Genomic DNA, 19,820 nt, shown 5'->3' with positions numbered 1-19,820 from the left:
GAGACTATTCGGCTTTCTTATCTGCCGCTGTAACCTTGCTCTCTTGCGCTTTCTCTACCTTTTCTGCTGCTGGCTCTGTTTTTACAGGCTCAGCCTCTGAATCGGTGTTCTTTGCGTAAGGACGATTTACAGATTGCGCTGCCTTCTTCAACTCTTCAACTGAAGATTTCAACTCAGGGGACAAATCATCCATCCCCATTTGTTCTGCTTTGCGCAAGTTTTCTTGCAGCTCTTGGACTTTCAGCTCGTGTGACAATTCGTCTTTGACGCTATTTGCCATACTCTTAGCGGCACCGATAAAGCGAGACACGCTGCGAATAGCATGAGGCAAACGCTCCGGCCCAAGAACGACCAGACCAACAACAGATATTAATACCAGTTCCCAAAAACCGATATCAAACACGTTTTACGCCTGCTCTTTGTCTTTTTTCGTTTCAGGAGCAGCTTCTTTTTTCTGCTGCTCTTCTAGACTTTTTGGTTCGAAGTCTGCGTCTTTGTCATTTTTCGCAGGTTCATCTTCGCTCATCGCTTTTTTGAAGCCCTTAACGGCACCACCCAGATCGCCACCGATACCGCGTAGTTTCTTTGTTCCGAATAGCAATACAACAATTACAGCAATGATTAGAAGTTGCCAAACACTGATACCACCCATTCTCTTTACCTCGGGTCTTTAAACAAACAAAAATATTTCAAGAGTTTAACGTCTATTGACGATAAGCTCGCCAACTAAGCAGCCAAAATGTGACACCTGCGATACCGCAGGCCAACGAAAGCTGCTCAAAAGCATCGTTCACCAATATTGCCGAGCATACGACTAAAGTAGCGCCAACGCCAAACAAAAACTTTCCTGTCGCCTGCTGGCGCTTGCTCTGGCGATACCCTTGATAAAGCTGATCCATACGTTGATTCATCGCTTTACCTTGTTTCAGGCTATCGTAAAGTAGCTCTGGCAGTTCAGGTAATTTCTCTGCCCAAAATGGTGCGCGGTCTTTAATCGCATTCACTAGAGCTTGTGGCCCAACTTGATTCATCATCCATTCCTCCAGGAATGGTTTTGCGGTCTCCCACAAATCAAGTTGAGGATATAGCTGCCTACCAAGCCCTTCCACGTACAACAGCGTTTTTTGCAACAGTACAAGCTGTGGCTGAACCTCCATATTGAATCGACGTGCCGTATTGAACAAATTCAACAACACATGACCAAAGGAGATTTCGCACAATGGCTTAGCAAAAATAGGCTCACACACAATGCGAATCGCGAACTCAAACTCATCGACATTGGTATCCGCAGGCACCCACCCTGAATCCACATGTAACTCAGCCACTCGGCGGTAGTCACGATTGAAAAACGCCAGGAAGTTTTCCGCCAGATAACGCTTGTCTTCGCTATTAAGTGTACCAACGATTCCGCAATCTAGCCCTATCCACATTGGGTTCTCTGGATGTTCGGGTTTGACGAACACATTACCCGGATGCATATCGGCATGGAAAAAGCTGTCTCGGAACACCTGAGTGAAGAACACACTCACACCGCGTTCCGCGAGCAATTTCATATTGGTGCCATTTGCTTTCAAGCCTTCAATATCAGAGACTTGAATGCCATATATTCGCTCAGAAACCATGACAGTTTCATTACTGAAGTCGGGAAAAACTTCAGGAACATACAATTCTTCGCTGCCCTCAAAGTTGCGGCGCAACTGAATGGCATTCGCCGCCTCACGTCGCAAGTCGAGTTCATCAAGCAGGGTTTTCTCGTACTCACGCACGACTTCAACTGGTTTTAAACGACGTGCTTCAGGCATCGCTCCGGCGACTATACGCGCCATTCGGTGCATCAGTTTTAGATCTGAATCAATGACTGGGCGAATATCTGGGCGGATAACCTTTAATACCACTTCTTGGTTAGTGTCTTTTATGCGCGCAGTATGTACCTGAGCAATCGACGCAGACGCCAGTGGTTTGATATCAAACTCGGTAAACCATTTTTCTAACGGACCACCTAATGCTTGCTCCATCTGCTTTTTTGCCAACTCGCCATCAAAAGGCGCGACTTGGTCTTGAAGTAAAGCTAGGGGATCAGCGATATGCGGAGGAAATAAGTCACGGCGCGTCGACATCATCTGACCGAACTTAATCCAAACCGGCCCCAGCTCTTGCAGTGCTAAACGCAGACGTTCACCGAGTGGTTTTTCTGGATGCTTGTTCTTAATCCAAAACAAGCTTTTGCGCAGTAAAAGCGGAGCTTTGGTCAGTTGGTGATCGGGAAGCAGCTCATCTAAGCCGTATTCCAGTTGTACTTTGGCGATGTGGTATAAGCGCTTTAGTTCTGCTGGCGTCATGGTTTCTCCAATGCAGGCTTATCTGCATCCAGCTTATTCAGCAAAGCCGTTAAACGAGCTTCAATGCGAGAAGCCTGGCTGCGAACCTCATCAACTTGGTCGCAGAAATAGGCCACTTCTAACGGAGCGGGAGCCAGTTTCCATTCTTCAGTCACTACTTGTGCAAGATGACGCTGGTGTTTTTCTGCTTGAGACGCAAGAAAGTTGCCGATGTTTTTTGAACCTTGCACAAAGGTATGTGCGGCGACATCGCCAGTCACGCGAGACAACCACTCTTCAACATCTGGTTTGCAATCCACCATCAACTGAGAGAATTTCTGCGCCAATTGAATATCGCCTTCAAGTTCAAGTTTATCTTGTTTAATAAGACGAGTGATGTTGGCCTGATCGCGCAGCTCTGGTAATACACTCAAGTTGAGCGATAGATAGCAGTTAGGCTGCCCTTCGTAATGACCGAGCACATCAATTTGCTGACTAAAAACGAATGTCAGTGTTTTATTGATCTCTTTCAGGTGAACTTGAATAACTTGACCTTTTAGACGCGCTAAACGACGGCCCAATGCAGGGTCGTCTTTGATCAGTGTATTCAGTGACGTTTCAATCACAGCGGTGATAAGTGGTTCAAATGGCATGCCGTTAACCCTTAGAATTTATAACCGCGATGCAAAGCCACAATACCACCAGTTAAGTTGTAGTATTTGGTGTTTTCAAAACCTGCGTCTTGCATCATGCCTTCCAGCGTTTCTTGGTCTGGATGCATACGGATTGACTCCGCTAGGTAGCGGTAACTCTCTGAGTCATTCGCAACTAGCTCACCGATTCTCGGCAACAAGTGGAATGAATATGCATCGTATACTTTAGATAACGGCTCTAGCACTGGTTTTGAAAATTCCAACACCAATAGGCGGCCGCCTGGCTTCAGTACGCGGAACATTGAACGAAGCGCTTTGTCTTTGTCAGTCACATTACGCAAACAAAAACTGATGGTGATGACATCAAAATAATCATCTGGGAACGGCAGTTCTTCTGCGTTGGCTTGAACGTAATGCACGTTACCCACAATACCGTTATCACGCAGTTTATCGCGACCAACGTTAAGCATTGAGTTATTGATATCGGCAAGGATGACATGGCCTTCATCGCCAACAATGCGCGAGAATTTCGCCGTCAAATCCCCCGTACCACCACCTAGGTCAAGAATACGTTGGCCAGGGCGAGCGCCACTACAATCGATAGTGAAGCGCTTCCAAAGGCGGTGAATACCACCTGACATCAGGTCATTCATGATGTCGTATTTTGTTGCCACGGAGTGGAATACTTCGGCAACCTTAGTCACTTTTTCGTCTTTTGCCACTGTAGAGAAACCAAAGTGAGTGGTTTCATTCTCTAACGCTGTATTGGATTGCAAACTTGTGTCCGTCATTCTAATTCCTCTTAGGCAGCGCTTTCCTCTACGGGGCGTTTGTTGACAAATAAAATCGCCCACTGCACTGCGGGCGATTAGTTTACTTTATCCTCAGCCGGATGTCTTTCTACTAACGGGTCATTTTCTGAAAATGCATCACTCTGCGCTAACTGCGCGAGTTCGGAAGAAATCGGTCGTTTAATTTCAACTCCCAAGTGTTTAAAGCTTTCGGCTTGGCGAATCACATTTCCGCGCCCTGTGGCAAGCTTGTTCATCGCACCTTGATAGCTTTGATTCGCCTTATCCAGCGCACCGCCGAGCCCCTCCATGTCGTCTACAAACAATCGTAATTTGTCGTAGAGTTTTGTCGCACGCTGCGCAATCATTTTGGCGTTTTCATTTTGGCGTTCATTGCGCCATAGATTATCAATGGTGCGCAATGCCACCAGCAACGTTGTTGGGCTCACCAAAATGATGTTTTGCTCCATCGCGTCTTTAATCAAGCTCGGATCGGCTTGAATCGCGACTTGGAACGCCGGCTCAACCGGAATAAACATAAGTACATAGTCCAAACTCTGAATACCTTTGAGTTTGTGGTAGTCCTTCATGCTTAACCCTTTGATATGTGCACGTAGAGCAGCTAAGTGCGCATTCAAAGCCTGATCGCGCTCAGCATCAGTTTCGGCGTTGAAGTAGCGCTCATAGGCAACCAACGCCATTTTGGAATCTACAACCACTTGTTTGTTCTGTGGGAGATGAACAATGACATCAGGTTGGTAACGCTTGCCTGCTTCATTTTGTAAGTTCACCTGAGTCTGATATTCGTGCCCTTCACGCAAGCCAGATTCGGCAAGTACCCTAGCGAGCACCACTTCGCCCCAGTTACCTTGTTGTTTGTTGTCCCCTTTCAACGCTTGGGTCAAATTAACCGCTTCGCGCGTCATTTGCTCGTTCAAACGTTGCAGGTTTTTCAGCTCATGCACTAGGGTATGGCGCTCTTTAGCTTCTTGGCTAAAGCTGTCATTAACGTGCTTTTTGAACCCTTCTAACTGTTCTCTAAGCGGTGACAACAAGCCTTCTAAACTCTGACGGTTTTGCAAATCGACCTTCGCGGTTTTTTCTTCAAACAATTGGTTGGCCAAGTGCTCAAATTGTTGTTTCAAGCGTGCTTCCGCTTGTTCTAAAATTTGCAGTTTTTCGGCATTAGCTTGGTTAATTTGCTCATGGCGAGCTTGCTGTTCACGCAGCTGCGTTTCTAGACGTGATTTGTGTTCACGCATTTGACCAAGCTCATCAAAGTATTGCTGGCGCTCTTGCTTTACAGCCTCGAAGTAACGTAGTTTTTCCATTGCTGCCATCAGCTTTCCATGTGTTTGGCGTACTTCAAACGCGGCTTTATCGCGCTCATCATCTAATTCATCCAACTCTTGCTGGGCATCGGCAAGGCTTTGCTTGACCTGTTCAAGTTGCTGTTGATGAAGCTGTTTTTCTGAAACAAGTTGTTGCTCGAGAAGCTGAGTTTGGGTGATAAAACGCTGTTTCACCCACCAACCGGCAGCGACACCACTAAGCGTGGCAGCACAAAGAGAAGAGAGAATGAGAGATTGGTACTCAAGAATCCATTGCATAATAGCGAGTTAGCCTGTGTTTTGTATCTATAACAATGGTATTTAGACACTGGATAAATGTCCAGTTTGTTGGATGAAAAATCCTCGCATACACTAGGCCTTCCTATAATATTCTTTCTTCCGCTCAAATTATCCAAACCGAGCGGCACATCATCACGCAGAGGCATCATGAACGAGCGTCGCGCCCTAGGATTTGGGCTCTCAGCAGTATTACTTTGGTCTACCGTTGCAACCGCATTTAAACTCACGCTGGCAGAATTTACGCCGATTCAAATGCTATGCATTGCCAGCATCGTCTCTGCGATTGCACTAACAGTAATCTGTGGTGTGCAAGGTAAACTGGGCCAGTTAAGCGCTACATTTTTCTCAAACCCTTGGTATTACCTACTGCTTGGGTTGATTAACCCTTTGGCGTATTACGTTATTCTGTTCAAAGCATATGACTTGCTGCCCGCATCTCAGGCTCAAGCGATCAACTACAGCTGGGCCATCACCTTAACGCTAATGGCCGCTGTTTTCTTAGGACAAAAGATCCGTGGTAAGGACTGGCTGGCTTGCGGTTTTAGTTATGTCGGCGTGATAGTGATTGCCACACAAGGCAATCTTTTAGGCATGGAATTTGAGAGCCCGTTGGGTGTTGGTCTTGCGCTGCTATCAACACTGCTGTGGGCCGGTTACTGGATTTTAAATACCAAAAATAAGGCCGACCCTGTGGTTGGCGTTCTGCTCGGCTTTTTGGTCGCTATTCCATTCGCCATTGGTTTAAGTCTTTATGAAGGTGCGAGCTGGCAGGCAATCTCAGCTAAAGGCTGGGCAGCGGTGACGTATGTCGGACTGTTTGAAATGGGGATCACTTTCGTTTTGTGGCTGAGCGCACTCAAATCAACGCAAAACACCGCGCGTATCAGTAATCTGATCTTTGCTTCTCCATTTATCTCACTCATGTTGTTAGCTACCATCATCGGCGAAGAAATTCATCCTTCAACCTTGATTGGCCTGGTATTGATCATCAGTGGCTTAGTCATTCAGCAAGTCTCATGGGGCAAGAAAACCAAAGCGGTAAACGCTTCTTAATCACCTATCAAAAGCCCTAAAAAACGATGCAATAAGTTGGATAAAAAAGAGATATAGATAACATTTTAATGATAGAAAGCACTTTACGCTGCTAGGATTTAGCTACGCGTTGGATACGATACTCACAAAGCCCAATAGCTTACGCTAGATTCTAATATAATTACCTTTGGGCGATTTAGGACTCGTTATTAATTATGTTTCGCTTCGCTATTCCTTCGCCTTTGATGGCAGACTGGCAACACGTTCTGCGACAATGCTGTGATGTAACTCAAGCTCAGGGACAGCTTTATACTCTGAGCGATACTCAGCAGTGGCTATCGACTGAGGTGTCCACCTCAACCCAAAATCATCGTGCTATCGTCGATGTGATAACGCAAGTTGTCGATCACTTTACGCCGACAGATTTTACAGTTAGCCATACCCCCTTTGAAGAGCAAACCTTGAGCATTGGACCGATTTGGCTACCTAATGGCGAATTGCTTGCCGTACTGACATTGACTCACCCTAATGATCAATCAACGGTTGTTTCGGCATGGCTAAGCGCAATCGCGGGGCGGATCAGCTTTGATATCAACTTGCACTGTCAGCAAGAACAAACGCGACATCAAAGCGCGGAAATAAAGCCAACACCAACACCAACACTACAAGAGTTTATCGACTGCCTTGAAGACCACGTGTGGATAAAAGGCATGGATGGCCTTTATTCGATGACCAACCGAAGCGTAGAAAACGCGTGGCAAAAAACCAACAGTGAAATCATTGGAAAAGACGATTTTGCCCTGTTTAGCCATGAACGTGCGGAAAAATTCATTGATGCCGATAAATTGGTGGTAGCCACTGGCACGCAAAATATTGTTGAAGAATGCCGTCAAATTGATGAAAACAATAACCCCACTTGGCTAGAAACCATTAAGTCTCCTGTCCGTGATCATGCGGGAAACTTAATCGGCATTCTGGGGATGACACGTAACATCACCCGCCGAAAAATGGTAGAAACGCAGCTCTCCTTAGCGTCCCAAATTTTCAACAATTCGCAAGAAGGCATGGTCATTACAGACCGCAATGCCAACATCATTGATGTAAACACGGCTTTTACCCAAATTACAGGCTACCGCTCTGAAGAGGTGATAGGAAAAAACCCACGAATTCTGCGCTCAGGCCATCATGATCAAGGTTTCTATCAACAGTTGTGGCATCAACTCGAAAACAAAGGCCAATGGAAAGGCGAATTCATCAACAGAAAGAAAGATGGCAGCATTTATCCGCAATTAGCGACCATTAGCGCCGTAATGGACGATAAAAACCACCTTATTAACTACATTTGTGTGTTTGAAGATATCTCTGTGCGTAAGGCACACGAAGAAAAGCTGCAGCGCATGGCTTTTTACGATCCATTAACCAATCTACCTAATCGCACCCATTTACTTAGCTTACTCGAGCAACACATCGAAACCGGACACAAAAACCAGCAGACGTTTGCCACCCTATTCTTAGATATCGACCATTTCAAACACATCAACGATAGCATGGGCCACTTCTGTGGTGACCAATTGCTGTCTAAGTTAGCGATTCGTTTGCAAGATGTGCTTCACCTCAATGCGCATGTGGCTCGCATTGGCGGCGATGAATTTGTGATTATTTTGCCAGACATCCATAGTGATGTTGCCTTATTGGAAACCGTCGGCGATATTCTAAGCGTATTCCAGCAACCATTCGACTTGGCAAATCACGACTCACTTCGTGTCTCGACCAGTATTGGTATTGCCTTGTACCCAAGAGACGGTCAAGACAGTGAAACCTTACTGAAAAACGCAGACACCGCGATGTACTTAGCGAAGAAAAATGGACGCAACGGCTACGCGTTTTACTCACCGGATTTGACCGATAAATCCGTATCCCATGTACGCATTCAATCCGCTTTGCATCAAGCAATAGAAAAACAACAACTCCGGTTAGAATTCCAACCGCAATACAACTTGGAACAAAATTCGATTGTCGGCGTGGAAGCTTTATTACGCTGGCAGCATCCAGAGTTTGGCCTTGTACCACCAGCAGACTTTATTCCAATTGCAGAAAAAACAGGGCTGATTCAAAGCATTGGTGAGTGGGTGTTACAACAAGCTTGTTTGCAAGGTAATGCTTGGCTGGACCAAGGCATCGAGTTTGGCAAAATCGCCGTCAATGTTTCTGCGTTGCAGCTTCAGCAGTCAAATTTCATTCAGCGATTAAGTACTATCCTCGATAACACCGGATACCCTGCCCAACGGTTAGATTTGGAGATCACAGAGAGCTTTTTACTGATCGACCCTCAACAAGCCATTGCATCGTTAAATCAATTACGAGAACTGGGTATTGAGATTTCTCTGGATGACTTTGGAACTGGCTATTCGTCTTTGTCTTACTTGAAAGGTTTGCCAATCAACAAACTGAAAATTGACCGCTCATTTGTCAGTGATGTCCCAAGTAATAGTGACAGCAACGCGATTGTGAATGCCATTATTGCCATGGGAAAAACGCTGTCGTTGAAAGTCGTCGCGGAAGGGATAGAAACTCGGGAACAAGCCGATTATTTATTCGAAAAAGGCTGTATTTATGGTCAGGGATATTTATTTAGTCAGCCAGTGAGCGCTGGAAAACTGTTTCGTTGAACCAGCTTGACCCTCAAGTCACTCTCGCGGTGCCACGTCCGCGGAGGTGATTTGCTTTGCTTGATTTTGGGTTGATTGGCATAGCTCTAGGCGATCAACCAAAATATTGATACAAACCAGTAACGGCACGCCGATCAATAGTCCCATTCCGCCCCAAAGCCAGCCCCAAAAAACAAGCCAAACAAAAATCACTAACGGGTTTAAGTTAAACCTTTTCCCCAATAGTGTTGGTGTAACAAACTGACTTTCAATCAAATTGAGCAGTAAATAGATAGACACCACCGTCAGCATAAAACTGACCGACTCCAACTGAAGATAAGCAACAAAGCCAAAGCTCACCACGGATATGACAGGGCCGAGGTACGGCGCAAAATTCATCACGCCTGCAAATGCGCCCCATAGAAATGGATCTTCAAGGCCTAGAACAAAAAACACGGCCCCAACACTCAACCCCAGCCCCGCATTCACTAAAGTGATGGTGCCAATGTATCGAGATAGGTCTTTCTGTAGCGCTTTGACCAACTCAATCGCTTGGCGCTGTTTGGCGAACCCATGTAAGTAAGACACTGACTTTCGAAATAAGCTTCGTCCATGATTGAGCATAAAGTAAACCATAAACAGCACGATCATCGCTTGTGTCAAAATCGTCGGCGTAGTGGTCGCGAGCGTTTTTACCAAAGAAAATACGGTGTTGTTCCCGACCTCATCCATGCTCATATCGTTGGCGATATTCAATGGAGTATTAAGGTGATCAGCCGAAGCTTTAGTCACTTCACTCACTTCTTGCGACACATTTTTCACGATACTGGGCAGCTCAGACCACCATTGCTTGGCGGGCTCCGACATGGCGGCAAGACCAATAATTGAGGCGCCAACGAGGAATGACAGCGTCAACACGACGGTAATAGCACGTGGTAAACCTTTGTCTTCAAGATAATTAATGAAAGGGCTGCACAGCAGAGAAATAAAGGTGCTAAGCACAATAGGTAACAATATTGGCTTGGCAAAATACAGCCCTGGGACGAGTAACAGGACGAGAAGCGTTGCACCAATCGCAGTGTTGGCAGGAATGTTCAATTTCGCTGTCATAATAAGCTCAGAATCGGTAAGAAAATTTTGCGGTGAAATCCGCTGTTAGAGTGGTTCGCCCTCTGTCGTCGCAGCGTTGCTTACTTGTGTTGCTGCATTTCCATTTTGCTCCGCATCTGACTCATCCAGAGAAGCTGCCGCGACCGCCTTTGTGAGCGAATCGGTAATATCAGACACGCTGCTAACCAATAGCCCCATTGACGAAATAGAAGAAGTCAGTCGAGACAATCGACCTGCTTTTGCTGCGGTAACGGCAACGACAGCACTAATGCCTAATGTCGTCCAAGGGTTTTCTCTCACAAACTTCTTGGTGGTAAACGTGAACATTTCCATCGACAAACAGCATTGCTCTAGAGACGCTTTACCTTCCATCCGCTTGATCCGCATGGCTCGATTGAGCTTTTGTAGCGAGCGCATCCCACCCCTCCTGTAATTGTTCTGTCGTATTTTTGAATCCAAGAAATCCAACTAAACGCTTCTGCCACCAGGCTAAAGCAAATAATGCCAAGCCTAATGATGTGATAAATACACCCACGGCAACATATACGTTGGCAGTTAACTGATAAGCCACCACCCCAGAGGCAAGGCACAAACTGAATACGAACAATACCGACAATAGGGTAAAAACAACGGTACACAGCAAAATCTGACGCACTGCGGACACGTTAACTTTCATCTCCAAGAGGAACAAATCCAACGTTGAACCTGACCATGCTTTTAGCGATTTCGTCAGTTGGTCCAATTGCGCAAGAATGCTGCTCAAACCATTAATGGTTTGTTGGATATCCTGTTCTTCTGCCCCATCAGGGGCTCGGCCGCTGTCTGAAGCCGCCGAGCCTGATTGCTGATTGGTAACTTGCCCTGAGTTATTCATGTGAAGCCTCGCCTTTCTGTTGTGTGGCTTAATCCTTGGTGACCACTATTATTTGATCAGCTTCGAAACCGCCCAACCAGCAAGGAAGGCACAGCCTATGCTCAGCAATGGGCGCTCCTTGATTACATTTTCTGCCGACTTAGTCGCCTGCTGAACTTGCTGTGCACCGACATCCAGCTTCTCTTTGGCTTGATCTTTCATCGCGCCAACGGCTTCCGTCGTGGCTTGTTCCGCTAAGTGATATGCTTCTTCTAACTGCTCTTGAGGTTTTACTGTGCTTTCTTTTGTAGTAGCCATAACTAGCCTCCATTAATGAGTTGAATAGTGAATCAAGTGAAACAATGTTTGACCTCACTTACTCCCTACAAAGCCATATCCATGCCAGAACTTTAAGCTGTTGTTTTTTATTGATTTTATTTTTATTTCGATAAAAATCCGTATCTGTACGTGTAATTCTTTCCAGGCTTTCCCCGCCATTCTTGTAATTTTTTCTTAGCGCCTTACCGACTGTTAGCAATTTATTGCAAAACAAGACATTAAGTTACTGATTAATAAGACTTAAAACTCATTGGCATACAACCTGCAATTGAAGATGAACATCGTGTTTGTATTCCATACGCTCAAACACCCCTATCACCAGTAAATAAGGAGTGGCATATGAAAAATGAAAACATCGCCTCAATCATTGAGCTTATCGAAAGCGGAAATGAAATTTACAACAAGGCCATCGAGAACATCGACAACACTTCTTTGAATAATGTGTTGGTAGAACTGCTCAGAGTACGTGAGCGTGCAGTCATTGAGCTCACTCCCTACTCTCTAGCAAGTAACAATGAAGAATCTGCCGACGACACTCCGGTTTCCTACACCATCAAGGCGCGTGAGGTCTACAGCGACGTGATGAAGGAAGTGTCCTCTGACAAAGAGTCTATGTATTTAGAACAGCTTGAAGGTGTCGAAAGCAAGGTACTCAAAGAGATTGAGAATTTGATTACTTCCCACCCAGAGCAGGCGGATAACTCGGTTCTGCTGAAAGTTCGTAGCGATATAAAAATCTGCAAAGAAAAACTCAGCAGCATCAGCCTTATTAGCTAAAACTTGGTGGTCGCCTTTGCAATAAAGCTCGGTATTGATCAACGAAATGGCCAACTTGCTTTGGCCATTTCTGACAAGCCCACAGGCGCATTAACATAACCATCACGAGAAATGTCCCACGACAATAGTCATAAATAAAGAGGTCACTATGACATTGGATAACAATCGAGTAAGGGAGCTACTCGTAAAAATGACACACCATCGCCAAACGTGTTTGCCTCTCGTTAACCCGCAATCACATATGACACTCGCAAGAGCGGCATATCGATTCGTGAAAATAGAAAAAGTGATGATCAAAAAGATGGCGAAGCTGTTTTTCGACCAAGATGGTGAACAATTCATTGCAGAAAATGCCACCGAATACGGCGTTGCCGAGCTAGGTAATTACAAAGAAATGCATTTTATGAATAAATTACTGTTAGATGATTTAAAAGCCCTGCTTAGAGCCATTGACGACACCAACTTAACCGCACTTGTTTCTTATTGGTTAGCTGCTTTACAAGTTGAAAACGATGAAATTGAAAAGCACTTGCCTCAGGGTGAGTAATTATACTCGCCCTTCTTTCTTCACTTTGTTTAACCCTCATCCCCAATCAACCTAGTAAAAGGGGCAGATAGAAAAAAGCCGCTGCATCTACGCAGCGACCTTAATAGCCTTTTTACGACGCACACCAAATCATCAAACAACACAGAAAAAGCGCCATGTAGAATACGAAGCAAATGGCGCGTTATCCGCGGATTATCTGTGTTAAAGCGAAGCTGATTTACGTCTCTGGCTTGGAACAAATACGTTCAATGACTTTGGACGCAGCTTGATTGCCAGTTGCTCATCAGAATACAGTTCACCATCAATCACATACTCAATCGGTTTATTCGCAGAAATAGTGACGCTCTGAGCCGTCGCGTATTGAAAATGTGTCGATTCTTCCTGTGCGCCTACGCTCGTTAATGTCAGATCCGACAAGGCGATAAGACGTCCGCCTAAAGACTCGGTGTTATCTAAATATGTGATATGCAGCTTGCCATCATCAGGCTGCGGCGCATCACCACCTTGGGCAAGCAACGTACTAAATGGAGCGATATTCGCAACGACAAAACTATGGACTTCAAGCGTTTGTGTATTATTGTCGTGGTTTCCATCTCCAGTTGGAGCATCTAACGAAACGGTTAAAGCTTGCGTTTCTTCCGCCACTACAGCATTAAAAAAGCCGGTGAGGTAAGCGAGTTGTCCAAAAACATTTTTCTCTTCTCGCTGAGCGTGCTCGATCATTTTCTGTTCTAGCCCAATGCCTAAGACCAATAAAATAAGCCGCTGATTACATTCCGCAGTATCAATACGTTGGCAGTGTCCGCCAAGCAACGCTTCACACGCTTTTTCGACCGGTGAGAATTTTGCGCCAACGCCATAGAGCACATGACATAACGCATTGGCAGTTCCGAGCGGAACAATACCGAGTTTGAGGTCGGTATCCACCAATTGGCTCGCCACCTCTGTTACTGTGCCATCGCCACCAGCTACGATGATTTGCTTAGCTCCACTTTCTTTTGCCTGTTGTGTTAGCTGCTCGGCGCTGAGGTTTGTGGTGGTTTGATGAATACTCAAGCGATATTTTTTGGTTAGTTCACGAATCAAGTGCTGTTCGTTTTCCTCCCATTTGCCGCCACCTGCAACAGGGTTAACCACCATCCAAGTGGATTGATCCAGCCCCAGTACGCCTTTTTCACTGATCGCTCGTAACGTCCTAATCTGTAATTTATTCAATCTCGCGGTACTACGTACGTCATTGATTTTTTTCATCACGGATTCAATCGTCAGTGACGAGTCTTTGCTCAGTAAATACGCCGCCACAACAAACACTGAACGACCACGCCCTAAGGCACAATGCACAACCACGGCCCGCGAGCACGAGATTTGAGTATCAATCCAGTTAATCGCATGGCGAAGACGCTCTAGCGTTGGGGCTTTGTGGTCGAGTACCGGAATCGAAAGGTAATGAAACTGCTTGTCGGTCATCGCGCTTTCAAGGCCTGCAAATTCTGCGGTGACATCGACAATACAAGAGATTTCATTGGATTCGAGAAAATCTAAGTCACTCTGAAACAAACGGCGAGATAGGTATAAATTGTCGCTGACTTTTTGGATTGGAGGTACAGTATCACGCCGTCTTTCCCAGGCGTTATACGCTCTAGCCCCCAATAAAAATGGGATGAATGCCCAGCGAATCCATCTGACAATCTTGCCATCTTGGTTTTTTCTAAAAATAGAGGGAATGTCGAATACGTAGGCTACGCTGACCAACGCTAAAGAAAGAGATATCCACAAGAACAGCAGACTAACGATAATTTGAGGCGTATAGATAGCGGCCAATAAACTGATCAGAGCGCCAAGAATATAATATTTGATGATAAACATTCGCTCTCCTTGCCTTCAGCGAGTGCACTTTTTAGTGGAAGTTAGAATACGCGGGGGATTGAGCTTGGATACATGAACTTGAGTAAACGCCTTGATTGAGTGCCTTCCCGTGCCGAAATGGCACGAAAAGGTCCAACACTCTACCTAGCTTGCCATCTCTTCAACATAACCATCCGCTAGTTTCATTTTCTGCTTATCGGTCATTACCTTACCGGCTAACTGGAAGAAACGCTGCTCTTCTTCCTCAAGATGGTGCAACACTTTGTGACGCAAGGCTTTCATTAGGTTGAGCCACGCTGGCGAGCTCATATCGGTTGCATCAAGCTGTGCAATCACTTTATCAATTTCATGATGCTCTGCGATGCCATGGCGAGTGAGATCAATGGTCTTATCGCTATCTATTAAAGGCGCGTAGAAAAATCGCTCTTCTGCCGCTGCGTGCTGTTCGAGTTCCTCTTTAAGGTTGTGGTAAAACTCTTCACGAGCGGGGGAATCTCCAGACGTTTCCATCAGAGCATCGAGTAAAAGGCGCTGCTTTTCATGACTCTCTTTCAGTACATCAAATATGTTTTTCATCTTTGACTCCTTATCTGATTGTAAACAATTGGGACAAAAGGAAGGGCGGTGATTGACCGCCCCTCTCTTACATAGCTATGCGTAAAAAACCTAACCTGATTCGGCTAACAGTCTTGGTCTTCAGCGTTTAGGTTTTCTTTAATGTTTTCACATTCATCTTCAATCGCATTTTGGGTTTCTTCGGCGGCTTCATCTATCTTTTTGCCGGCCTGTTCCATTGGCCCTTCTTCACTACAAGCTGCCAACGCAAACACCAAACCGAATACTGCGGCGATACGGTAAATAAATGACGTAAGTCGCATGGAATCTCCTATCTATTTACGTTTTTTCTTCCCAGCAGAACAATCACTATTGATACAATTAATGACAATAGGAATAGGTAAAATATCACTTGCGCGATAGAGGCAGCAGCTCCTGCAATACCGGTAAAGCCTAATAGTGCAGAAATTAGTGCCAGTGCCAGAAAAATAAACATCCAACGAACCATAGTGTTACCTCCTAATAAAAGTGGGTTAAATCACTCGGCTCGCTATTATTGAACCACTTCTAGCTTATCAATCACCTTATTTACGTCATTGGTGTTATTTGCAATTGAAATTGCAAGATCATGCTCCGCATCTGAATTAACTTTACCTGCCAACGTTACCGTTTTGCGTTCTGTCGTTACATCAATATCCGTACCACTCACATTGGTATCCATTAGTAGGCGCGTTTTAACTATAGTCGTGATTTTAGAATCGGTCAGTGTAGCTAAAGCTTCTGAATCAGCTTCTTTCTTGCCTTCATTCACTACTGACAATTCGTTGTTTACTTTTTTCACACCATCAAGACCAGTAACAAGCTCTTCGGCAAGTGATTTTTCAAGATCATTGTTTACCGAACCAGAAAGGGTAACGACCTGATTCTCTACATCGGTATTGATATCAAAAGAGTTGAGATTGCTGTTTAGCAGTAGTGTGGTTTCAGCTTTACCATCTAGCCAAGCGTCCATGGATTCTTTTTCCCATTTATCACTCGCTAAGACTGCTGTAGATGAAGTAGCAAGAACTGACGTAAGTACAATTTTAGCTGCGATGTTATTCATGGTAATTCTCCTTTATTGACGTTGCACTTCCCTAGGAGCAAACCATGTGCCAACTTTATAACTCATTGTTTTTAAGTGACTAATAAAGGAAAGAGGTAAAAATGAGATGAGCAATAAAGTATAAGCATGAATTATTTACACGTAAAAAATGTAATTTTTAATCGGTGATAAAGCCTCCGCCACTTGTGCAGAAATAACCTGATAAAACAGAAAGGCTATTTCTCCAGGATCAATTAATAGCAAAATTATTATTTTAAAAATAAAAATCTGAACAAAAGGAAATATCTACTGATGGCTCTCACCGATATATATCAAAAAGGGGCTAACAACATAAAAATACCGAACAAATCCTTAAATCTATGCTGACAATATTTTGTCTTGTGAAGTGAGAATAATCCACGTACATTGTTTCTGTCATAGTAAAGAGGACATTTCTATGTCGATGCCAAGCCTGTTTCTAAGAATACAAGATCCATCACTTAAAAATGCCATCGCTTCTTGCCAGGAACTGAACAAATTTCGTCTGCATGACATCGATGCCGCAGACCAATGGATTGAAGATTTCCTACAACTCAAACCGGAAGTTGCGATTGTTGAAGTCGCCCACTTTACTAGTGCAGATTATCAACGTCTTTCTAATATCGAAGACATCTACGATATGGACTTGATCATCATTAGCTCAGGCGCTCCAAACGAGAACTTGGATAAACTGATGAACTTGGGTGCTATTTTTCACTACAGAAAGCCCGTTGATATTGCCATTCTGACGGACACCCTGAGCGAAGTCAGCCAGTACTATCAACACAAACAAGATCAAGGGCGTAAAGTGTCCACCAGCGATCTTGACCAATTTGGTCTTTTGGTCGGATCTTCCTCTCCGATGCATCAGCTCTATCGTATGATCAGGCGCGTTGCTAAAACAGAAGCCAACGTCCTTATTGTCGGTGAAAGTGGATCAGGCAAAGAACTGGTGGCGCAGACCATCCACTTAGCGAGTGAGCGTAAACAACAGCCCTTTATAGCGATTAACTGTGGTGCCATTAGCCCTGAATTGGTTGATAGTGAACTGTTTGGTCATGAGAAAGGCGCTTTTACCGGAGCAAATAAAACTCACCAAGGTGTATTTAAGCAGGCAGAGGGCGGCACACTATTTTTAGATGAAATCACCGAGATGCCTATCGAGCATCAAGTGAAGCTATTGCGGGTGCTAGAAACCGGAGAGTATCGCCCAGTTGGCAGTAATACAGTTCATATCGCTAATACTCGCATCATTGCTGCTACAAACCGTGATCCTAAAATCGCCATTGAGGAGCAGTTCCTGCGTGAAGATCTGTTTTTCCGGTTATCGCATTTCCCATTAACGATACCGCCACTGCGAGAACGAGGCGGTGATATCGTCGGTCTGGCCAAGCACTTTATCGCGCACCGCAACGCCAATGAGGCAAAAACCAAAACGATTCTTGACTCTGCGATCCAAAAAATCGCTGCACACGACTGGCCAGGTAATGTCCGTGAGCTCAAACACACGATCGAACGTGCATTTATTTTGGCTGATGACACCATCCGAAATGAACACCTTATCTTCGACACACCACCATTGGAAACAGGCACCAGCATCGAAGACCTTGTTCCGGCGGGCGTTTCGTTAGAAGAGCTAGAAAAAGCCGCCATTCTCAATACCCTTGAAGAGAATCAAGGTAATAAAACGGAATCAGCGCAGGAGTTAGGCATTAGCGTGAAAACGCTCTATAACAAACTCGAAAAGTATCAAGACGAGTAACTCGCTATGGGAATACAAAAAAAGCACTGAATAAAACTCAGTGCTCTTTTTGTATCTTATCTTTTATGCAGTTAGGCTGCGTTTGGTGTTTGATTAAACCCACTGCCCCGCAACAAAGCCGCTCGACCAGCACCACTGAAAATTGTAGCCCCCTAGCCAACCAGTCACATCCATCACTTCACCAATAAAATAAAGCCCTTTAATGTCTTTGCATTCCATGGTTTTCGAGGATAAGTGATCAGTATCGACACCGCCGAGTGTCACTTCCGCAGTTCGGTAGCCTTCGGTGCCATTCGGGGCGATATCCCAATGCTCTAGACGCTCCACAATCGCCGCAAGCTCCTTTTGATTGAACTGTTTTAGCGGTTTATCGACTAGCTCTTTACGTTCAATTAAGACTTCAACCAGACGCTTAGGCAGCACTTTGGCAAGCGTATTCTTGAGTGACTGATTTGGATGCTTCTCACGACTACGTTCTAATAACTCAGCAACATCATCGTTTGGCACAAGATTGATCAACACCTTTTGTCCGGCCCGCCAGAATGAAGAAATCTGTAACACTGCTGGACCAGATAACCCACGATGTGTGAACAACAGGGCTTCTTTGAACATGGTGCCATCTTCAGCCGTAATTTCCACAGGTACCGCGATACCAGATAACTCAGCAAAGTCTTCTTTGTCTTCTTTATGCAGAGTAAATGGTACAAGCCCTGCCGTGGTTGGGATAACTCGAAGACCAAATTGTTCCGCGACTTTATAACCAAATGGTGTCGCTCCCAGTTTTGGCATCGACAAGCCACCTGTTGCGATAACTAAAGACTCACATTCGACAATCTCAGTACCAGCATGCAAACGAAAGCCTTCATCAATTTTTTCAATCGAATGAACATCGCATTGGTAACGCTGCTCGATGTTCGGCATGTCACACTTAGCTAACAACATCTTCACGATATCTTTGGCCGTAAATGCATCGACACAAAACAACTGGCCGTGATCACGCTCTTCGAACTCAATGCCATGTTTACACACCATCGAGATGAAATCCCAGTTAGTGTATTGGGAGAGCGCCGACTTAACAAAGTGCGGGTTTTGACACAAATAGTGATTAGCTGAAACGTCGTAGTTAGTGAAGTTACAACGACCACCGCCCGAGATAAGGATTTTACGTCCTGGCTTTTTAGCATGATCGAGCACCAAAACACGGCGGCCTCGCTTGCCTGCTTCTGCAGCACACATTAAACCTGCTGCGCCTGCGCCAATTACAACAACATCAAATTTCTTACTCATCGGTAGCTCTTAGACTGATTGGTATCGAATCAAAATAAAAAAGGATGTGCACATTGCACATCCTTGCTTTCTAGGCGCGACATTCTACCGACAAATACCGAAAGGGAAAAGCGCTTAAACTCTAAGCGCTCTGTATGTCCGCAAAATCTCAGACAGAACAACTTCTGGATTATTGACTCTTAGAGAATGAAGGCCGCAAGTAGCGTCACGCCGAGCAACGCGGTCGATAGAACAAACAATTCACGCACTCTTTCACACTTACCAGTAAAAATTTCATCGTGGTGATGATGATATTCTTTACTTTTAATGTAGTGATACAACCTCACCTGCTTGGTGACATTTCCATGAGTAGTAAAAAAACCATTACCATCAACTTGCTGATATAACAGCGGATGCGCTTCACGCATGATATAAATTAGAGAACGAAGAGCGGTGAGATACCGGACCATATTAACTCCAGTTACCACCATTAGCGCAAATAAGATTGTGTCTCCACTGATCATCTTTTCCTCCCTACATCTTCAACAA

General features: G+C 45.0%; 22 protein-coding genes. 5 read left to right on the top strand and 17 right to left on the bottom strand.

Translation table 11 applies throughout. The features are described from left to right. Positions 1–4 precede the first annotated feature (4 nt). The 6 genes from tatB to rmuC form a co-directional block, all read right to left on the bottom strand. Positions 5–403, bottom strand: a complete 399-nt coding sequence (gene tatB, locus NL626_RS15000; RefSeq protein ID WP_033905892.1) for a Sec-independent protein translocase protein TatB — start codon at positions 401–403, stop codon at positions 5–7. Between the two features lie 3 nt (positions 404–406). Next, a complete protein-coding gene (gene tatA / locus NL626_RS14995) occupies positions 407–652 on the bottom strand; it encodes a Sec-independent protein translocase subunit TatA (protein ID WP_005382958.1) in 246 nt (81 codons plus the stop codon). A 52-nt stretch (positions 653–704) separates the two neighbouring features. Beyond that, entirely contained in the window at positions 705–2,339 is a 1,635-nt protein-coding gene (ubiB, locus tag NL626_RS14990) for a ubiquinone biosynthesis regulatory protein kinase UbiB (RefSeq protein WP_005379226.1), read from the bottom strand. Next, positions 2,336–2,971: an SCP2 domain-containing protein gene (locus NL626_RS14985; protein WP_005379213.1), complete on the bottom strand. Its 636-nt coding sequence runs from the start codon at positions 2,969–2,971 to the stop codon at positions 2,336–2,338. Before NL626_RS14985 ends, ubiB begins: the two co-directional genes overlap by 4 nt. 11 nt (positions 2,972–2,982) lie before the next feature. Then, entirely contained in the window at positions 2,983–3,762 is a 780-nt protein-coding gene (gene ubiE, locus NL626_RS14980) for a bifunctional demethylmenaquinone methyltransferase/2-methoxy-6-polyprenyl-1,4-benzoquinol methylase UbiE (RefSeq protein ID WP_005379210.1), read from the bottom strand. A gap of 77 nt (positions 3,763–3,839) precedes the next feature. Then, positions 3,840–5,372, bottom strand: a complete 1,533-nt coding sequence (rmuC, locus tag NL626_RS14975; RefSeq protein ID WP_064353515.1) for a DNA recombination protein RmuC — start codon at positions 5,370–5,372, stop codon at positions 3,840–3,842. Positions 5,373–5,540: 168 nt separating this feature from the next. Here rmuC and NL626_RS14970 point away from each other — a divergent pair, with 168 nt between their 5' ends. After that, positions 5,541–6,446, top strand: coding sequence for a DMT family transporter (locus NL626_RS14970; protein WP_213912308.1), 906 nt, complete (start codon positions 5,541–5,543; stop codon positions 6,444–6,446). A gap of 194 nt (positions 6,447–6,640) precedes the next feature. Next, positions 6,641–9,094, top strand: coding sequence for an EAL domain-containing protein (locus tag NL626_RS14965; protein ID WP_253657488.1), 2,454 nt, complete (start codon positions 6,641–6,643; stop codon positions 9,092–9,094). 18 nt (positions 9,095–9,112) lie between these two features. Here the strand turns inward: NL626_RS14965 and NL626_RS14960 are convergent, their stop codons facing one another. The 4 genes from NL626_RS14960 to NL626_RS14945 are packed head-to-tail and all read right to left on the bottom strand — an operon-like array spanning position 9,113 to position 11,354. Beyond that, the gene (locus tag NL626_RS14960) at positions 9,113–10,183 is read right to left on the bottom strand and encodes an AI-2E family transporter (protein WP_064353513.1); all 1,071 of its coding nucleotides are present in this window, start codon (positions 10,181–10,183) and stop codon (positions 9,113–9,115) included. Positions 10,184–10,228: 45 nt separating this feature from the next. Continuing rightward, positions 10,229–10,555: a hypothetical protein gene (locus NL626_RS14955; protein WP_253657487.1), complete on the bottom strand. Its 327-nt coding sequence runs from the start codon at positions 10,553–10,555 to the stop codon at positions 10,229–10,231. Continuing rightward, positions 10,545–11,057: a phage holin family protein gene (locus NL626_RS14950; protein WP_005379198.1), complete on the bottom strand. Its 513-nt coding sequence runs from the start codon at positions 11,055–11,057 to the stop codon at positions 10,545–10,547. The genes NL626_RS14955 and NL626_RS14950 overlap by 11 nt, the downstream gene beginning before the upstream one ends. Before the next feature lie 48 nt (positions 11,058–11,105). Then, entirely contained in the window at positions 11,106–11,354 is a 249-nt protein-coding gene (locus NL626_RS14945; RefSeq protein WP_005379196.1) for a hypothetical protein, read from the bottom strand. A gap of 360 nt (positions 11,355–11,714) precedes the next feature. Here NL626_RS14945 and NL626_RS14940 point away from each other — a divergent pair, with 360 nt between their 5' ends. Both NL626_RS14940 and NL626_RS14935 read left to right on the top strand, forming a co-directional pair. After that, a complete protein-coding gene (locus tag NL626_RS14940; RefSeq protein WP_213893893.1) occupies positions 11,715–12,152 on the top strand; it encodes a DUF2383 domain-containing protein in 438 nt (145 codons plus the stop codon). Positions 12,153–12,300: 148 nt separating this feature from the next. Continuing rightward, positions 12,301–12,699 (top strand): hypothetical protein, encoded by a 399-nt coding sequence (locus NL626_RS14935; protein WP_005379193.1) that lies wholly within the window; start codon positions 12,301–12,303, stop codon positions 12,697–12,699. A gap of 201 nt (positions 12,700–12,900) precedes the next feature. Here the strand turns inward: NL626_RS14935 and NL626_RS14930 are convergent, their stop codons facing one another. The 5 genes from NL626_RS14930 to NL626_RS14910 all read right to left on the bottom strand — a co-directional run bounded on the left by NL626_RS14930 (position 12,901) and on the right by NL626_RS14910 (position 16,225). Then, positions 12,901–14,565, bottom strand: coding sequence for a diacylglycerol kinase family protein (locus NL626_RS14930; RefSeq protein WP_253657486.1), 1,665 nt, complete (start codon positions 14,563–14,565; stop codon positions 12,901–12,903). Between the two features lie 144 nt (positions 14,566–14,709). Continuing rightward, complete coding sequence (locus tag NL626_RS14925) at positions 14,710–15,141, bottom strand: hemerythrin domain-containing protein (RefSeq protein ID WP_213893891.1); 432 nt, start codon at positions 15,139–15,141, stop codon at positions 14,710–14,712. 104 nt (positions 15,142–15,245) lie between these two features. Further along, on the bottom strand, positions 15,246–15,443 hold the full coding sequence (locus tag NL626_RS14920; RefSeq protein WP_005379178.1) for a hypothetical protein: 198 nt from the start codon (positions 15,441–15,443) through the stop codon (positions 15,246–15,248). Positions 15,444–15,451: 8 nt separating this feature from the next. Next, positions 15,452–15,628, bottom strand: coding sequence for a DUF1328 family protein (locus NL626_RS14915; protein WP_005379177.1), 177 nt, complete (start codon positions 15,626–15,628; stop codon positions 15,452–15,454). Positions 15,629–15,673: 45 nt separating this feature from the next. Next, positions 15,674–16,225, bottom strand: coding sequence for a BON domain-containing protein (locus NL626_RS14910; protein WP_253657485.1), 552 nt, complete (start codon positions 16,223–16,225; stop codon positions 15,674–15,676). Positions 16,226–16,661: 436 nt separating this feature from the next. On the opposite strand from NL626_RS14910, the gene NL626_RS14905 reads away from it, so the two are divergent. Continuing rightward, the gene (locus NL626_RS14905; protein WP_253657484.1) at positions 16,662–18,005 is read left to right on the top strand and encodes a sigma-54-dependent Fis family transcriptional regulator; all 1,344 of its coding nucleotides are present in this window, start codon (positions 16,662–16,664) and stop codon (positions 18,003–18,005) included. A gap of 93 nt (positions 18,006–18,098) precedes the next feature. Here the strand turns inward: NL626_RS14905 and NL626_RS14900 are convergent, their stop codons facing one another. Together NL626_RS14900 and uspB are read right to left on the bottom strand one after the other, a co-directional pair. Beyond that, positions 18,099–19,292 (bottom strand): NAD(P)/FAD-dependent oxidoreductase, encoded by a 1,194-nt coding sequence (locus NL626_RS14900; protein WP_253657483.1) that lies wholly within the window; start codon positions 19,290–19,292, stop codon positions 18,099–18,101. A 179-nt stretch (positions 19,293–19,471) separates the two neighbouring features. Beyond that, entirely contained in the window at positions 19,472–19,795 is a 324-nt protein-coding gene (gene uspB, locus NL626_RS14895; protein WP_005379169.1) for a universal stress protein UspB, read from the bottom strand. Positions 19,796–19,820 lie beyond the last annotated feature (25 nt).

It is taken from the genome of Vibrio sp. Y58_MX_L22 (assembly GCF_024181865.1).
Classification (GTDB): domain Bacteria; phylum Pseudomonadota; class Gammaproteobacteria; order Enterobacterales; family Vibrionaceae; genus Vibrio; species Vibrio alginolyticus.
Note: the sequence above shows the minus strand (reverse complement) of the source record. Positions and strands in the feature narration are given on the sequence as shown.

Excerpts from the sequence above, each read along its gene's own strand:
- ubiB (WP_005379226.1), bottom strand. The coding sequence starts at position 2,339 with ATGACGCCAGCAGAACTAAAGCGCTTATACCACATCGCCAAAGTACAA.
- NL626_RS14945 (WP_005379196.1), bottom strand. The coding sequence starts at position 11,354 with ATGGCTACTACAAAAGAAAGCACAGTAAAACCTCAAGAGCAGTTAGAA.
- NL626_RS14900 (WP_253657483.1), bottom strand. The coding sequence starts at position 19,292 with ATGAGTAAGAAATTTGATGTTGTTGTAATTGGCGCAGGCGCAGCAGGT.
- NL626_RS14935 (WP_005379193.1), top strand. The coding sequence starts at position 12,301 with ATGACATTGGATAACAATCGAGTAAGGGAGCTACTCGTAAAAATGACA.
- tatA (WP_005382958.1), bottom strand. The coding sequence starts at position 652 with ATGGGTGGTATCAGTGTTTGGCAACTTCTAATCATTGCTGTAATTGTT.
- NL626_RS14970 (WP_213912308.1), top strand. The coding sequence starts at position 5,541 with ATGAACGAGCGTCGCGCCCTAGGATTTGGGCTCTCAGCAGTATTACTT.
- NL626_RS14960 (WP_064353513.1), bottom strand. The coding sequence starts at position 10,183 with ATGACAGCGAAATTGAACATTCCTGCCAACACTGCGATTGGTGCAACG.
- NL626_RS14985 (WP_005379213.1), bottom strand. The coding sequence starts at position 2,971 with ATGCCATTTGAACCACTTATCACCGCTGTGATTGAAACGTCACTGAAT.
- NL626_RS14905 (WP_253657484.1), top strand. The coding sequence starts at position 16,662 with ATGTCGATGCCAAGCCTGTTTCTAAGAATACAAGATCCATCACTTAAA.
- NL626_RS14920 (WP_005379178.1), bottom strand. The coding sequence starts at position 15,443 with ATGCGACTTACGTCATTTATTTACCGTATCGCCGCAGTATTCGGTTTG.
- rmuC (WP_064353515.1), bottom strand. The coding sequence starts at position 5,372 with ATGCAATGGATTCTTGAGTACCAATCTCTCATTCTCTCTTCTCTTTGT.
- NL626_RS14940 (WP_213893893.1), top strand. The coding sequence starts at position 11,715 with ATGAAAAATGAAAACATCGCCTCAATCATTGAGCTTATCGAAAGCGGA.
- NL626_RS14910 (WP_253657485.1), bottom strand. The coding sequence starts at position 16,225 with ATGAATAACATCGCAGCTAAAATTGTACTTACGTCAGTTCTTGCTACT.
- NL626_RS14965 (WP_253657488.1), top strand. The coding sequence starts at position 6,641 with ATGTTTCGCTTCGCTATTCCTTCGCCTTTGATGGCAGACTGGCAACAC.
- NL626_RS14925 (WP_213893891.1), bottom strand. The coding sequence starts at position 15,141 with ATGAAAAACATATTTGATGTACTGAAAGAGAGTCATGAAAAGCAGCGC.
- NL626_RS14950 (WP_005379198.1), bottom strand. The coding sequence starts at position 11,057 with ATGAATAACTCAGGGCAAGTTACCAATCAGCAATCAGGCTCGGCGGCT.
- NL626_RS14930 (WP_253657486.1), bottom strand. The coding sequence starts at position 14,565 with ATGTTTATCATCAAATATTATATTCTTGGCGCTCTGATCAGTTTATTG.
- ubiE (WP_005379210.1), bottom strand. The coding sequence starts at position 3,762 with ATGACGGACACAAGTTTGCAATCCAATACAGCGTTAGAGAATGAAACC.
- uspB (WP_005379169.1), bottom strand. The coding sequence starts at position 19,795 with ATGATCAGTGGAGACACAATCTTATTTGCGCTAATGGTGGTAACTGGA.
- NL626_RS14915 (WP_005379177.1), bottom strand. The coding sequence starts at position 15,628 with ATGGTTCGTTGGATGTTTATTTTTCTGGCACTGGCACTAATTTCTGCA.
- NL626_RS14955 (WP_253657487.1), bottom strand. The coding sequence starts at position 10,555 with ATGGAAGGTAAAGCGTCTCTAGAGCAATGCTGTTTGTCGATGGAAATG.